Origin of the sequence: Paraburkholderia sp. J69-1 (genome assembly GCF_905220255.1) — a bacterium.
Lineage (GTDB): Bacteria > Pseudomonadota > Gammaproteobacteria > Burkholderiales > Burkholderiaceae > Paraburkholderia.
Genome location: NZ_CAJMZG010000009.1, coordinates 312,989 through 326,945 on the forward strand (window position 1 = coordinate 312,989; position 13,957 = coordinate 326,945).

The 13,957-nt window shown below is 62.2% G+C and carries 13 protein-coding genes and 1 pseudogene; 5 read left to right on the forward strand and 9 right to left on the reverse strand.

Annotation, left to right across the window (positions count from 1 at the left end; all coding sequences use genetic code 11):
• Positions 1 to 3 precede the first annotated feature (3 nt).
• Genes U5A67_RS18770 through U5A67_RS18790 form a run of 5 tightly spaced genes read right to left on the reverse strand, consistent with a single transcriptional unit; the run spans position 4 to position 4,630 of the window.
• Complete coding sequence (locus tag U5A67_RS18770) at positions 4 to 1,134, reverse strand: FAD-dependent oxidoreductase (RefSeq protein WP_321815650.1); 1,131 nt, start codon at positions 1,132 to 1,134, stop codon at positions 4 to 6.
• Positions 1,131 to 1,511, reverse strand: a complete 381-nt coding sequence (locus U5A67_RS18775; RefSeq protein ID WP_415767870.1) for a Rieske (2Fe-2S) protein — start codon at positions 1,509 to 1,511, stop codon at positions 1,131 to 1,133. The genes U5A67_RS18770 and U5A67_RS18775 overlap by 4 nt, the downstream gene beginning before the upstream one ends.
• Positions 1,508 to 2,461, reverse strand: coding sequence for a VOC family protein (locus tag U5A67_RS18780; protein WP_321815651.1), 954 nt, complete (start codon positions 2,459 to 2,461; stop codon positions 1,508 to 1,510). The genes U5A67_RS18775 and U5A67_RS18780 overlap by 4 nt, the downstream gene beginning before the upstream one ends.
• Before the next feature lie 39 nt (positions 2,462 to 2,500).
• A complete protein-coding gene (locus U5A67_RS18785) occupies positions 2,501 to 3,661 on the reverse strand; it encodes an alpha/beta hydrolase family protein (RefSeq protein WP_321815652.1) in 1,161 nt (386 codons plus the stop codon).
• A gap of 57 nt (positions 3,662 to 3,718) precedes the next feature.
• A complete protein-coding gene (locus tag U5A67_RS18790) occupies positions 3,719 to 4,630 on the reverse strand; it encodes a transporter (RefSeq protein WP_415767871.1) in 912 nt (303 codons plus the stop codon).
• A 176-nt stretch (positions 4,631 to 4,806) separates the two neighbouring features.
• Between U5A67_RS18790 and U5A67_RS18795 the strand changes: the two genes are divergently transcribed.
• On the forward strand, positions 4,807 to 5,739 hold the full coding sequence (locus U5A67_RS18795) for a LysR family transcriptional regulator (protein WP_321815653.1): 933 nt from the start codon (positions 4,807 to 4,809) through the stop codon (positions 5,737 to 5,739).
• Between the two features lie 69 nt (positions 5,740 to 5,808).
• On the opposite strand, the pseudogene U5A67_RS18800 reads toward U5A67_RS18795, so the two are convergent.
• Positions 5,809 to 6,208: pseudogene (locus tag U5A67_RS18800) on the reverse strand (AAA family ATPase); the annotation flags it as partial.
• A 237-nt stretch (positions 6,209 to 6,445) separates the two neighbouring features.
• Positions 6,446 to 7,567, reverse strand: coding sequence for an NADH:flavin oxidoreductase (locus tag U5A67_RS18805; protein WP_321815654.1), 1,122 nt, complete (start codon positions 7,565 to 7,567; stop codon positions 6,446 to 6,448).
• A 170-nt stretch (positions 7,568 to 7,737) separates the two neighbouring features.
• Here U5A67_RS18805 and U5A67_RS18810 point away from each other — a divergent pair, with 170 nt between their 5' ends.
• Entirely contained in the window at positions 7,738 to 8,112 is a 375-nt protein-coding gene (locus U5A67_RS18810; RefSeq protein WP_205980934.1) for a winged helix-turn-helix transcriptional regulator, read from the forward strand.
• A gap of 184 nt (positions 8,113 to 8,296) precedes the next feature.
• On the opposite strand, the gene U5A67_RS18815 is transcribed toward U5A67_RS18810, so the two are convergent.
• Entirely contained in the window at positions 8,297 to 8,899 is a 603-nt protein-coding gene (locus U5A67_RS18815; protein ID WP_321815655.1) for a TetR/AcrR family transcriptional regulator, read from the reverse strand.
• Between the two features lie 191 nt (positions 8,900 to 9,090).
• Between U5A67_RS18815 and U5A67_RS18820 the strand changes: the two genes are divergently transcribed.
• The 3 genes from U5A67_RS18820 to U5A67_RS18830 all read left to right on the forward strand — a co-directional run bounded on the left by U5A67_RS18820 (position 9,091) and on the right by U5A67_RS18830 (position 13,337).
• Positions 9,091 to 10,482: an aspartate aminotransferase family protein gene (locus U5A67_RS18820; RefSeq protein WP_321815656.1), complete on the forward strand. Its 1,392-nt coding sequence runs from the start codon at positions 9,091 to 9,093 to the stop codon at positions 10,480 to 10,482.
• 192 nt (positions 10,483 to 10,674) lie between these two features.
• Positions 10,675 to 12,294 (forward strand): amidohydrolase, encoded by a 1,620-nt coding sequence (locus U5A67_RS18825; RefSeq protein ID WP_321815657.1) that lies wholly within the window; start codon positions 10,675 to 10,677, stop codon positions 12,292 to 12,294.
• 32 nt (positions 12,295 to 12,326) lie between these two features.
• Positions 12,327 to 13,337 carry a GTP-binding protein gene (locus tag U5A67_RS18830; protein ID WP_321815658.1) on the forward strand — a complete coding sequence of 337 codons (1,011 nt, stop codon included), beginning with the start codon at positions 12,327 to 12,329 and terminating at the stop codon, positions 13,335 to 13,337.
• Between the two features lie 140 nt (positions 13,338 to 13,477).
• Here U5A67_RS18830 and U5A67_RS18835 read toward each other — a convergent pair whose 3' ends face one another.
• Positions 13,478 to 13,753: a hypothetical protein gene (locus U5A67_RS18835; protein WP_321815659.1), complete on the reverse strand. Its 276-nt coding sequence runs from the start codon at positions 13,751 to 13,753 to the stop codon at positions 13,478 to 13,480.
• Positions 13,754 to 13,957 lie beyond the last annotated feature (204 nt).

Sequence of the window (13,957 nt, forward strand, 5' to 3'; positions counted from 1 at the left end):
CGCTCAGATCGCGCGCGCGAGATAGTGATGCGTCTCGTGCATGATGCGCGCATGTTCGGCGCGGTCGCCGTTGGCGATTTCAATCTCGCCCAGACGCCCCGAATTCTCGACCACCACGCGGCAGCGCTCGAAGCGGCGCGACTCGAACGCCGCAAGGGCTTCGGCGAGGGTGTCGTGACGCGCGATCTCTTCTGCCAGCACGATGCCATCCTCGATGCCGATACCCGCGCCCGAGGCCATATGCGGCGTAGTCGCGTGCACGGCGTCGCCGACCAGCACGATGCGTCCGTTCGACCACGGGCGTTGCATCAAGAGACTTTCGAGCGGGCGATAGATCACGCTCGACTGCGCGCCGATCTGCGCACGCACCGTTTGCAGCACCGGTGCGCTGAATCCCGCGAGCAGGTCGCGCAGCATCTCCGGCGCATTGGCGGCTTCCACGTATGCGCGTGTGGGGCGGTCTTCGGTGACGAACAGATACATCTCATCATCGGAAACGGGATTCAGGCCGGCCTTGACCTTATGGCCGAGCCACATCGAGGCGCACACGATTTCCTGCGGACGCGGCAACACCGCGCGCCAGACCCCCTGGCCCGTATAGCGCGGCGTGGGCGCGTCGGCGAAGGTGGCGGCACGGACCTTGGAGTAGAGACCATCGGCGCCTACAACGAGGTCATAGCGCGCTTCGCTGCCATCGGTGAGCGTGACGTCGACGTGATCGGCGTGTGCGTCCAGACGCTCGAACGTATAGCCGAGCTTGACGTTGACGCCCGCCGCGCGCGTGGCCTGCGCGAGGATATCCGCAAGCACGGGGCGCATGATCGCACCGCCGCCGGGCACATCGTCGCCGGCCACGCGCGGTGTCGGCAGGGTGCCGAGCGGCGTGCCGTCGGGCGCGAACAGATTGACGCCGTCACCCGCAAAGCCGCGCGTGAGAAAGGTATCGAGTACGCCCACGGTGCGCAGCGCGCGCAGCGTCGGGCCGCCGATGCTGATGCCCGCGCCGTACGAGCGCCAGCCCGCGTCGATTTCGACGAGATCGACTTCGAAGCCGCGTTTTGCGCATTCGATTGCGGTCGTCATGCCGGAAAATCCGCCGCCCACGACGAGTACGCGACGCATTGGCTGGTTCATGATGATGTCTCCTGGTCTTGCTGTTTAATGTTCGATATTGATTCGGCATCGTGCATAAAAACGCGACCTTGCGCGTCGATATGCAGTGCGACCGGCGTCAGTCGCTGGCCCATGCAGGGGCCTTTCACGCACACGCCGCTCTCGATGTCGAACCATGCGCCGTGCGCATGGCACACGATGCGCGTGCCGCCCGCATCGAGCCAGGCGTCCTTGCGCCAGGCCATCGGCGTATCGCCGTAATGCGGGCAGGCATCGCGCCAGGCGCGCACGCCGCTCGCGTGACGCACGACAAAAATCGTCGCGCGGCCCGTGTTATGCGGGTCGAATCCGCGCGAGCACGGTTCGGGCAGCGCGTCGAGATCGGTCAGATAGATCACGCCGGCGGGCCGCCCGGCGCCCACTTTTCGCGATGCTGCAGCAGGAAAAGCTGCGAAGCATCCGCGCCCATCGGTGCCGAGCGGGCCTGCCAGGCGTCGTCGTGCAGGTCCATATCGGCGTCGTATTCCACGTGGCAACCGAGCGGGCTGTTGAAGTACCAGAACCAGTTCGAACCAAAGCGATGACGACCCGGACCCCAGAACGACTGATAGCCCTTTTCGACGAAGCGCGTGCCTGCCTGCACGACTTCGCTCGGCCCGCCCATATGGAACGTGAAGTGCTCGCAGCCCTTCATGAACGGCGGCGTTTCGATCAGGAACAGCGTGTGATGATCGAGCGTGCCGGCAGGGCGCAGGAAGGGGCCAACGCCTGCGAAGCGGTCGGTGCAGCGAAAGCCCAGACGTTCGACGTAGAACGCTTCGGCGCGTGCGGCATCAGGTACGAAGTACACGACATGCGAGAGCGTGCGCGGCGTGAGCACGGCCGCGTCGTTCGCGGCGACCACGTTGGGCGCGCGCTGTGCAGGCGCGCCGGGCGCGTTGATGGTTTCGGCGGCGAGATCGAGCGGGCGGCGCACGCTGATCTGAAAACCGAGCGTGAACCCCATGTCGTCGGTACTTTCGATCGAACCGTCGGCGAGCGTGCGGACTTCGCGATCCTTGCGCAGTTCCGCGGCGATCTGTTCGAGCGCCGCTGCATCGGCCACGCCGTAAATCGTTTTGCGCAGCATGCTCGCGGTCCCGAGCGGAGGCGGCAGGCGTGCGTCGTCAGCGCGGCGGATCTCGATGGATGTCCCATCGAGCGCTTCGAATCGACCGCCTGCGCTGGCGCCATCGGTGTCCTTCGCGTCCGTCACGACCGGCAGCAGGCCGTAATCGACGAGATACTGGCTGCATGCAGCGACATCGTCCACGCCAAAGACCAGTCGATCCGGGCCAATAATATTCATTTCGTAATCCTTTGTATTTAATTTTATGAATGGCGGAATTTAAAGGCGGGTATTGCCGCCAAGCGTTTCCGCCACCCAATCGGCGATGTAATGGCCGGCGTTGATCGAGTTATCGAAACTCGCGTGCTGCGCGCCGCCTTCGCGATCGGTGAAAATCTTCAGTTCGCGTTGCGGACTATTGATCAACTGCTCATAGGTGCGATGGGCCCAGGCGAGCGGAATCTGCGTATCCTTTTCACCGTGCGTGACCAGGAAGGGCACGCGAATGCGATCGAGCACACCGTCCAGATGCACGTCTTCGGCAATGCGCATGAAATCGTCGATATCTTTTGCGCCCCAGACCCAGCACACGTGCTTCCAGTAATGCGGAACCGGGAAATCGCCTTCGCGTTGCAGGCGTTTTTTCTGCACGTCGCGCCAGTCGTGATTTGCGCCCCAGACTACGCCGCAAGCAAAGCGCGGTTCGAAGGCCACCGCGCGCGGGCAGTAGTAGCCGCCGAGCGACACGCCTTCCATGCCGATACGCTTCGGGTCCACGTCGTCGCGCGTTTCCAGCCAGTCGACGATGCGACTCGCCCAGCGCTCGCTGTCATAGACGGCGGTCAGATCGTGCAGACGCAGCGCTTCGCCCGTGCCCGGTTGATCGACGATCAGCGACGATACGCCGCGTTCCGCGAGCCACGCGGGCAGGCCGACGAAATATTTCATCTCCTTGGTCGAATCGAGGCCATTCACCTGGACTAGCAGCGGCGCACGTGCCGGGGCATTTTTTGCGCGGACATAGAGCGCTGAGAGATGGCCATCGCCGTATGGAATCTCCACGCGTTCGCAGTTGTCGCCGGCCAGTGCAATGCCTTTTGCAAACAGATCGAGTTCGCGGCGATACAGGTCCATGCGTCCCGGCGAATCGTGCGCGAGCATGCGTTCGCTCGTGATCAGATAGGCGCTCGCTCGTTTGTATTTCGCACCGGCGGACAGCAATCGCCCATGTGATTCGTCATCCTGAGCAAGTTCGCAGAGTGTGTCGGCCATCTTGACCCAGGCTTCGCGGAACGCGCGCGTACCCTCGGCATCGGGTTGCTTTGCGGCTTCATGAAGCGGGGCGCACATCGCCTCGATTTCGCCGATGCGCGCACCCATTTCGATCGCGAGATCGATCGACAGATTCCAGACGTAATTGGTGGGGAAATAACGGAACATATCTTCAACGTTTCCTTGCTGACGGTTGAAACTCTGCGGCACGTCTTGCGACGGGTATCACATCAACGGGACCGCGATGTTGAGCCAGACGTTGTTGCTCTTCGAGGTATTGGCCGCGTAGAGGCCTTGCTGGTAATTCAGATTGATCTTCACGGGACCGGCGTCGTACACGATCGACGGACCGAAACCGAAGCTGCGCGTGCGGTAGCCGGCGCTCACAGTTGCGCCGTTCTGGGTGTCGTCGCTGTATTGATTGAGGTAGGAGCCCACCACGCCGAGCTTCCAGCGGCCGAGATGCCAGCCGGCTTCGAATTCGCCGAGCCAGGCATCGCCGGACGTGTAATTCGTCGTCGAATTGCGCTGGTTGAGCAGGAAGCGGTTCGAGATGCCGATATCGAGTCCGCCGGGCTGGTCGTAACGTACGGCGAATACCGGCTGCAAGGACGTGTAACCCACGGCCACGCTGGCTTTGGTCGCGCTGTACGAGCCGGTTTCGAGCGCGATGTCGAGACCCGCGGCGAACGAGAGTTCGCGCGTCGGCCGCCAGTCGACGATCACCGGCGAGACCGTGATATTCGACAAGCCGTTTTGCGACGAATGCTGGCCGGCCACGGTCGTATGCAGCGAGACCACCGGAATCACGACCTGCGAATAAAAGCGCGCGCCGTAGATCTCGAACGGATAGGACGCAAGCAGACGCGTCACCGATGTCACAACCGACGAGTGAAACGGCACCGCCAGTTTCTGGCCGTCGTTGCCGTAGAGGCCATTCGAAAAGCTGTAATTGAACTGCTGCAGCGCAAACAGGCCCGGGAACGGCGGCATCGACGCGATGTTGTCGCCGGTCGCGCTCGCGGGATAAGGCGAAATGCCGCCTTCGAATGCCTGCGCGTGCTGCGGCATCGACATGATCGCCGCGAGCGTTGCCAGCGCGCACGCGCCGCCGATGCGTTGGATAGTGCCTTGCATGGTGTCTCCTGAGCGATTCTGTGAACCGCTTCGTGTTGGTTTTTGTTGTGGGTGCGGCTAGGTTAAGATGCGTCGATCTATATGAAAAATGGATTCGATCCATTCGGCGAATCGATTTGCTGAATACCAAGGGTGAACCCTGGTCGAATCGGGAAGACTATTCGGAGACGGAACGCATGCGTTTCAACAAGCTGGATCTCAACCTGCTGGTGGCGCTGGACGCGCTGCTCAGCGAGCGCAGCATCAGCCGCGCGGCGGAACGCGTGCATCTGAGCCAGTCGGCGATGAGCAATGCGCTCGCGCGTCTGCGCGAGTATTTCGACGACGAACTGCTCGTGCAGGTCGGTCGCAAGATGGAGCCGACGCCGCGCGCGGAAGGACTCGCCGATGCGGTGCGTGACGTGCTGGTGCGCGTGGAGGCGACGATCTCGACGCAGCCCGCGTTCGTGCCCGCCGAGTCGACGCGCGCATTCCGGCTACTGGTGTCGGACTACACCTTGACCACGCTGATGCCGCATGTGCTGGCGCGTGTGTATGAAGCGGCGCCGCATATCCGCATCGATCTACGGCCGCAGGTTCAGCATCCCGAGCGTGCGCTCGAACGCGCGGACGCCGATCTGCTGATCATTCCGCGCGAGTATTGCTCGGCGGATCATCCAGCGGAGACGCTGCTCGACGAGGCGTTTTGTTGTGTGCTGTGGGAGGGTTCGCCGCTTGCCGACGTGCCGCTCACGCGCGAGGCTTATCTGGATGCTGGGCATATCGTGGTGCTCCCCGGCCAGGGGCAGCCGGCGCTGGAGGACTGGTTCGTGCAGCGGCTAGGCGTTGCGCGGCGTGTCGAGGTGACGACGTATAGTTTTGCGGCCGCGGCGCAACTGGTGGTGGGGACGCAGCGGATCGCTACGGTGCATCGCAGGCTGGCGAAGCTCGCGCAAAGGCATGAGCCAATTGTGATTCGCGATGTGCCGCTGCATATGCCGGAAATGCATCAGACGGTGCAGTGGCATAAGCATCGATCGGCGGATGCGGGGCTGGTGTGGCTGCGGGAGCAGTTGATGGCAGCGGTGGGGGGGATGGATGGGGTGATCAGCGCGGTGGGGTCATGCTGACTGGTTGCGCTAGCAACGTTATGTGGGCTTCATGCAGATGTAGACGAGCTGCCGTGATCGACGAAATCGACGCACGATTGCGGCCAGCGCTGTCACATCGATCGGACGATACACCAGCGTCTGGAAGCGCGGGTTGAAAGTGCGCCACGAGTTGCGGGTGAATGGCTTCCTGAAGCGCAGACTGGGCGATGTCCGGCCTATCGTTCGTGACTTCGTCTATCACCGCACTGCCGAGATTCGACGTCATGAGAATCACGCAGTTGCGAAAATCGATCTCTCTGCCTTCTCCGTCACGCATCGCGCCACGGTCGAACACCTGATAAAAGATGTCCAGCACATCGCGGTGGGCCTTTTCCACTTCGTCGAGCAGCACGACACTATACGGTCGCTGACGTACCGCTTCGGTCAGCACGCCGCCGCGGCCGTAGCCTACGTAGCCCGGTGGCGAGCCTTTGAGCTGCGAAACCGTGACGATCGTCCCGTTGCAAGTAATGGCTCGCCCGAAGGGCAGGCCCGCAACAGGCGCACCGAGATTGTGATCGTTGGCGAAACAGAAGATCGCATTCTCGGAAAATAGTGCCGTGCGGCTGATCGTGCGCCCATTGCGGCCACAGTCAGATTGGGATTCGATAGATCGGATTACGGCAGTCCAGCGTCGACTGCATCACCCGCTCATTTACCGATCCCGATCTCTACTGCCTACGCTTTAAACCAGCTCCCTCAGCGCCCCAGGCTCAAACCCCTTCAACCCATCAACATCCCCATCCCGCACTTTCGTGACCCAGTGCGAATCGGTGATCAGCGCGCGGCCCACAGCGATCAGATCGAACTCATCGCGCTCCATGCGTTCGAGCAAACGATCGAGGCCAACGCTCTTCGACGTTTCCCCACCAAACGCCGCCATAAAATCGCCGGAAAGCCCGACCGAGCCCACGCTGATCGTCGCCGCGCCGGTCAGCTTCTTCGCCCAGCCTGCAAAATTCAGCCCGGATTCACCGTCGATTTCAGGAAACTCCGGCTCCCAGAAGCGGCGCTGCGAGCAATGCAGCACGTTTGCGCCGGCCCCGACGAGCGGCTCGAGCCACTGCGCCATTTCCTGCGGCGTATGCGCGAGGCGCGCCTTGTAATCCTGCTGTTTCCACTGGCTCACGCGAATGACGATCGGGAAATCCGGCCCAACCGCCGCCCGCACGGCAGCCACGATTTCCGCCGCAAAGCGCGCGCGCTCACCGATGCTCGGGCCGCCATAACGATCGTCACGCTGATTGCTGCCGGCCCAGAAAAACTGGTCGATCAGATAGCCATGCGCGCCGTGCAGTTCGATCGTGTCGAAACCGAGCCGTTTGGCGTCGGCGGCCGCCTGGGCGAAAGCGGCGATGGTATCGGCGATATCGGCATCGGCCATTGCGACGCCGCGTTCCACGCCAGGCGCATCGAAACCCGACGGGCTTTCGAGCGGCGCATCGGGCGTCCAGTCGCTCATGAAGCTCTTGACCGCGCCCGTGTGCCAGAGCTGCGGCCCCATCTTGCCGCCCGCTGCATGCACTTCGTCGATCACGTGCTTCCAGCCCGACAGCGCTTCGTCGCCGTGGAAGAACGGAATGCCGGGATCGTTGCGCGAGGCCGGGCGATTCACAACCGTGCCCTCGGAAAGGATCAGGCCCACGCCGCCTTCCGCGCGTCGGCGATAGTAGGCGGCGTTGTGCGCGCCGGGAATGCCTTCAGGCGCGAACGAGCGCGTCATCGGTGCCATGACGATGCGGTTCGGCAAGGTCAGCGAGCCAACCTTGAACGGTTGAAACAGGATATCGGTCGAAAACGACGGCATGGAAAAGTGGACTCCGTGTCGATTGAATCGGGTTGAATCGGGTTGTATCGAGTGGAATTGGCTGAAATCCAGCGGAATTCCGTGAAATTCAGCCAGAACCCGAATGGTATATTCTGGATACCAGACGTCAATAACGCACTTTGTTTCGCCCAGGTATCTTTGAGGAAACCATGCCCGACTGCCGAGAGCATTTTTCTGTGAATTGTCCAAGCCGGTTGCTGTTCGACCAGATAGCCGACAAGTGGTCGATGATGATCCTGACCGTGCTCGATGGCGGTCCGATGCGCTTCAATGCCATCAAGCGCCATCTGGAAGGCGTGACGCAAAAGGCGCTCACGCAATGTCTGCGTCGGCTGGAGCGCAATGGGCTGGTCTCGCGCCGCGTGATTCCGGTGTCGCCGGTTGCGGTCGAGTATGAGATCACGCCGCTCGGGCGTTCGTTGCAGGCGCCGTTCAAGGCGCTGTATGGCTGGACGCTGCGCAATATGGACGCCGTCGAGGCCGCGCGCGCCGAGTTCGATGCGCGGATGGAAAGCGCCGCTTAGTGCCGTGTGATGCCGCGTCGCGTCCCAGAAACATGCGTAATGCGGCAAGCGGTTTTTCTGTCCACGAGCGCCATCGGCATGCGTGCTGATCGCACGGGAAGACTCTTACGGCAACATCCTCAAATTCCGGCCTTCGCCGGTGTTCCGGCGCGCTGGGCCCCAAGCGAAGGCACGCTTGATCCGCTTAGCGCGCAATCCCTTCGCACAGAACCGTGAACACCTTGCGCATGTACTCGCCATGCGCGGCCATATCCGGCTCGTCCTGCGCAGCGAGGCGGACAAACGCGATGTTCGCCCAGTCGTTGATCATGCGCGCGACCAGTTCGACATCGAGATCCTTACGTAGGACGCCATTCGCGCAGAAGTGCTTAAGCAGCACCTGCGCGCCCGCCACGACCGCATCGTTCCACGCACGGAACACCTCGGGCGCGTCGCCGTTGAGCCAGATCGGGATGATCTCGCGCCAGAGCGAGGCGGGCATCGACTTGACCTGATTGCCCGTGACCGTCATTTCGAGATCGCACAAGGCATCGACCGGGTTGGTGAAGTCGCGCACACGCAGGCTGGATTCCTCGATCGAACGATGGTCCGGCTCCTGGAGCAGCGCGAGCAGCACGCCCTGTTTGCTGCCGAAGTAGTTCACCACGGTCGGCGGGGAAACGCCCGCTGCATTGGCGATGTTCTCGACCGTCGTCGCGGCAAAACCGTTCGACTTGAATTCCGCAAGCGCCGCGCCGGCAATCAACGCCCGGCGTTCCTGCTTCTGTCTTTCTCGCAGACCGCTCATCGGTCCCTCTGCAAAGTTTCCTGAAGCGTAAGGATAAGGGAGGGGCTTGCGTCGAACAAATATTTCATTGACAAAAATATTTTAGAAGTAAAAACTTATCGACATTCAAGGAGACAGTCTTGCAGGCGGGCCATGGTTCGGTGCGGCTGCGGGCTTCGCGCGATTTCCATCAAAACACTTCAGGATGCTTTATGAACGCTCCCCAGGCCGGGCTTCGTACGACCCGTGATTTCCAGCGCGCCGACGCGGCGCACCACATCCACGCGTTCGTCGACCAGAAGGCGCTCAATGCCGAAGGCCCGCGCGTGATGGTGCGCGGCGAGGGCAGTCATCTTTGGGATTCCGATGGCAACCGCTATCTCGATGGCATGTCGGGTCTGTGGTGCACGAACGTGGGCTATGGCCGTCCCGAACTGATCGAAGCCGCCGCGCGCCAGATGAAGGAACTGTCGTACTACAACATGTTCTTCCATACGACACATCCTTCGGTCATCGAGTTGTCGGAGCGGCTGTTCGGTCTGCTGGGCGATCCGTTCAGCCACGTCGTCTATACGAACTCGGGTTCCGAGTCCAACGAAGTGCTGATCCGCACCGTGCGCCGTTTCTGGGACGTCGTCGGCAAGCCGAACAAGAAAGTCCTGATTGGCCGCGTCAATGGTTATCACGGCTCGACGGTGGGCAGCGCGTCGCTGGGCGGCATGAGTTTCATGCATGAAATGGGCGATCTGCCGATTCCGAACATCACCCACGTGGACGAACCGTACTGGTTCGCCAACGGCGGCGATCTCACGCCCGAAGCGTTCGGTCTGAAAGCTGCGCAATCGCTCGAGCGCAAGATTCTGGAACTGGGCGCGGATAACGTCGGCGCTTTCGTTGCGGAGCCGTTCCAGGGCGCGGGCGGCATGATTTTCCCGCCCAAGGGCTACTGGCAGGAAATTGAGCGCATCTGCCGTCAGTACGACGTGCTGCTGTGCGCCGACGAAGTGATCGGCGGTTTTGGCCGCACCGGCGAATGGTTCGCGCATCGCTATTTCGGCTTCACGCCCGATCTGATCTGCGTCGCCAAGGGCTTGACGTCCGGCTATGTGCCGATGGGCGGCCTGATCATGAGCCGCCGCATCGGCGAAGCGCTGGTCGAGAAGGGCGGCGTCTTCGCGCACGGCCTGACGTATTCGGGGCACCCGGTTGCCGCAGCCGTGGCGCTGGCCAATCTGGACGTGCTGCAGAACGAGCAACTGGTCGAGCGCACGAAAACGGATACCGGTCCTTACCTGCAAAAGCTGCTCGAAGAAACCTTCGCGGATCATCCGCTGATCGGCGAAATCCAGGGCGGTGGGGCGGTCGCGGCGATCCAGTTCGTCAAGGACAAGAGCACGCGCGAGCGTTACGCCAATGAAGCCGATATCACCTGGCATAGCCGCTCGGTGGCGTTCGAGCAGGGCGCGATCGTGCGCTCGACCAATGGCCGCCTGATCGTGGCGCCGCCGCTGGTGATGACGCATGCGCAGATCGACGAACTGGTCGCAACGATGCGCAAGGCCGTCGATGCAACGGCGGACTGGATCGTGCAGCAGGGTTTCTGAGCGACCGAGTCGACGTTCTAGCCATTTAGCCGCGCCCATAGCGCGCGGTTTTCGCCGCTATTTCTCCGGCGTTTTGCAATTGAGCCCATCTCGTCATCGACGTCGTGTTCTGGAATTGCTCGAACGCGCACGCCGATGCCTTATCCGCATGGCGGTCTGCGCCATGTCTCGCAACCTTGCAGGTGCCAGTCAATGTCAGACACGATCTACCACAATGCCCGGGTGTACACGGTGAACGACGACCAGCCGTGGGCCGAAGCCATCCATGTGCGGGACGGCAAGATTCTCGCGATCGGCAGCAGCGCGGAGGTGCTCAAGGCGGCGGGTAACGCGCAGACGATCGATCTCGCCGGGCGCATGGTCATGCCCGGCATCCACGATGCGCATTCGCACCTGATCTGGGCCGCGCGCCGGCAACTGGAACATTCGTGTCAGCTCGACGATCCGCAGACGCTGGACGAACTCGCCGCCCAACTGCGCGCTTACTGGCACAAACGCGGGGACAAACACGGGGGCAAACACGGACATAAGCATGCGGATCGCGGCTGGCTGTTCGGCAGCGTGTATAACCCGCTGGTGTTCACCGCCGATGTGCTGACGCGGCAATGGCTGGACGACGTGCTGCCGGGCGTGCCCATCGTCATCCACGATTTTTCGTATCACAACGTCATGGCCAACAGCCTGGCGCTGGCGGCGGCGGGCATCGATCGCGACACGCCGAGCACACCGCGCGGCACCGTCGTCAAGGACGCGGTGAGCGGCGAACCTACCGGCGTGCTGCGCGAGCAGGCGTGGGCGCCGCTCTACATGGTGGCGCCGGAATTCACGGCGCAGGAGAACGCGCTCGCGCTGCACAAGGCCGCGGCCATCTGCAACGCTTATGGGATTACGTCGGTGCAGGAGGCCTCGGCGAACCGGCCGTTTCTGGCGGCGGCGAAATGCCTCGACGATGCCGGCAATCTCAACCTGAACCTGACCTGCCATATCCCCTGGGGCTCGCTGATCCTCGCGCAATGCGAGCGCGACGAACAGGAGCGCGTGATTGCCGAACGCGCGCAGTACGCGGGCAAGCGCGTCAACGTGAACGCGATCAAGGTCGCGCTGGACGGCACCTCGATGGCGCCCACCTTCAGCCACGTGCCGCTCGATCCGCACACCGATGTGCCCATCACCTACAACCTGCTGCTCGATTCTGACGAACTGAGCGCGAAGATCAGGGAGTGGACGGCGGACGGCATGATCGTGAAGTCGCACTGCACCGGTTACGGTTCGGTGCGTATCGGGCTCGATAACTACGAGCGCGCCAGCAGCGTCGAACGCAAGCCGGGCCAGATGCACGATATCGCGCACGCGCACTACGTTTCGAACGCCGACCGCGAACGCTTTGCCGAACTCGGCGTGATCGCCGAAATGTCGCCGGCGATCTGGCACATCCCCGAGTATCAGGAAGCGCTGGGCCGCGCCTATGACTTTCGCACCTTGCACGCGCATGGCGCGACCATGACAGTGGGATCGGACTGGCTGCTGCCGCCCACGCCGAACCTCTTCCCGGCGCTGGCGGGCATGCTCGAACACGGCGACGAAAGCGTGCCCTTGTCGGTGGGCGTGCGCATGCTCACGCACAACGGCGCGATTGCCGTGGGCCGCAGCGCGCAGTGCGGCAGTCTCGAACCCGGCAAGGACGCCACTTTCATCGTGCTCGATCGCAACATTTTCGAGGCGTCGCCGGAGCAGATCGCTGGCACGCAGGTGCTGACCACCGTGCTGCAGGGGCAGCGCGTGTTCGAACGCAACCAGGCCTGCCAAGCCTGATTAGGGCCACCGATCGTCTGGAGCCCACGAACATGTTCGCCAATCGCGTTCCCGTCACCTTGCTGACGGGCTTTCTGGGCAGCGGCAAAACGACCTTGCTCAGCCGCCTGCTCGCCGATCCGCGCATGCAGCGCACCGCCGTCGTCATCAACGAGATTGGCGAAATCGGCCTCGATCATCTGCTGGTCGGCCGTCCGGACGACGACACCTATCTGCTCAAAAGCGGCTGCGTGTGCTGCAACATGAAAAGCGATCTGTCGGAAACGCTGAAGTCGCTGCGCCGCCGGGCGGCCAGCGGCGAGTTGCCTGCGTTCGATCGCATCGTGGTCGAAACCACCGGTCTCGCCGATCCGGTGCCGATGCTGCGCCATCTGCTGGCGGACGAAACGTTGAACGCCGCGTTCCGCCTGCAGACCGTGCTGGCGACCGTCGACAGCGTGCTGCCGCTCGATGCATCGCGCGACCGGCCGGAGCGCCATCGGCAGATCGGCGTCGCCGACAAGCTCATCGTGACCAAGACGGACCTGTCCGGCAGGTTCGAGGTGATGAGAGCGGCACTGGAAGCGCTGAATCCCGGCGCGCAGATTCTGGATTCGCAGAATCTGGATGCGGTCATGCAGGCGATTTTCGATCACGAACGTTATGCGGTCGTGCGCCATTTGCCCGATGTGTGCTGGGAAAAGCCCACGAAGGGTTTCGGGCGCGAAGGGCAGGCGCCGCACGATTCGGTTTCCACGCTCGCGCTGCGCGTGGACGAGCCGCTTTCCTGGCCCGACGTGGCGGCGTTCCTGCAGCAACTCGCGCGGCGGCATGGCGAAAAATTGCTGCGTACGAAGGGCATTCTCAACGTAAAAGAGTCATCGAAGCCCATCATCATTCACGGCGTACAACAGTATCTGTACCCGGAAACGTATCTCGACGCGCACGAAGCAGGCGATACGACTTCGCGCATCGTCTTTATCTTCGAAGGCTCCATCGAAGCGGAAATCCGCGAACTGTTCGCGCGCTGCGTGTCTCGATCGGCCGAAATCATGCCCGCGTAAACCGATGCTGCCCGATAAAAAACGTACTACAACGGCGCGCTTAGTCAGTCATCCTGTTTAAGGAGGTTTATGGAGGATACGAAAAAGTCCTCTGGCCGGCGGCACAAGTTCCAGCCGATGCCGGTCGGGCGCACCGACCGTCAGGCAGCCGACCGCTTACCCAGCGCCTCTTCGACAATGCGACGCCCCACGCTATAACCGCGCATCAACGCATCGACTTCCGTCCTGAACCAGCGGTCGCCGAGATCCATCAGGCGCATGTCGGGAAAGCAGGGCGTCGCGCTGTCCGGCTTGAAAATCGAAACCATGGCGATATAACCGCTATCGCTCATCCGCATTTGTCTGAGCACAGGTTCCGAAATCGAATCCGTGCTGACGCGAATCGCATAGCCCATGTAGTCGTAATTGCGTTCCATGCCTGTTTGCTCCCCGTGAAGCGAATATCAGCCAACGATTGAGTCCCGTTCCCCGGACTGGGGAGCGCTATTGACCTCGCGGCGGCCATGCCCTGTTGGGTCTTGCCATGGTTAACGAGCGCCGCCAGCAAAAATTAAGAGCAAGGACCGTGCCCTGATATTTGTTTTTCTTGAGTTGTCCCTTGCGGGCAAGCCGATATTGGG

Bases quoted from the DNA above. Each gene is read 5' to 3' on its own strand.
- U5A67_RS18780 (WP_321815651.1), bottom strand. From the start codon at position 2,461: ATGAATATTATTGGCCCGGATCGACTGGTCTTTGGCGTGGACGATGTC.
- U5A67_RS18810 (WP_205980934.1), top strand. From the start codon at position 7,738: ATGCCCGACTGCCGAGAGCATTTTTCTGTGAATTGTCCAAGCCGGTTG.
- U5A67_RS18805 (WP_321815654.1), bottom strand. From the start codon at position 7,567: ATGCCGTCGTTTTCGACCGATATCCTGTTTCAACCGTTCAAGGTTGGC.
- U5A67_RS18785 (WP_321815652.1), bottom strand. From the start codon at position 3,661: ATGTTCCGTTATTTCCCCACCAATTACGTCTGGAATCTGTCGATCGAT.
- U5A67_RS18825 (WP_321815657.1), top strand. From the start codon at position 10,675: ATGTCAGACACGATCTACCACAATGCCCGGGTGTACACGGTGAACGAC.
- U5A67_RS18815 (WP_321815655.1), bottom strand. From the start codon at position 8,899: ATGAGCGGTCTGCGAGAAAGACAGAAGCAGGAACGCCGGGCGTTGATT.
- U5A67_RS18790 (WP_415767871.1), bottom strand. From the start codon at position 4,630: ATGCAAGGCACTATCCAACGCATCGGCGGCGCGTGCGCGCTGGCAACG.
- U5A67_RS18795 (WP_321815653.1), top strand. From the start codon at position 4,807: ATGCGTTTCAACAAGCTGGATCTCAACCTGCTGGTGGCGCTGGACGCG.
- U5A67_RS18820 (WP_321815656.1), top strand. From the start codon at position 9,091: ATGAACGCTCCCCAGGCCGGGCTTCGTACGACCCGTGATTTCCAGCGC.
- U5A67_RS18770 (WP_321815650.1), bottom strand. From the start codon at position 1,134: ATGAACCAGCCAATGCGTCGCGTACTCGTCGTGGGCGGCGGATTTTCC.
- U5A67_RS18835 (WP_321815659.1), bottom strand. From the start codon at position 13,753: ATGGAACGCAATTACGACTACATGGGCTATGCGATTCGCGTCAGCACG.
- U5A67_RS18830 (WP_321815658.1), top strand. From the start codon at position 12,327: ATGTTCGCCAATCGCGTTCCCGTCACCTTGCTGACGGGCTTTCTGGGC.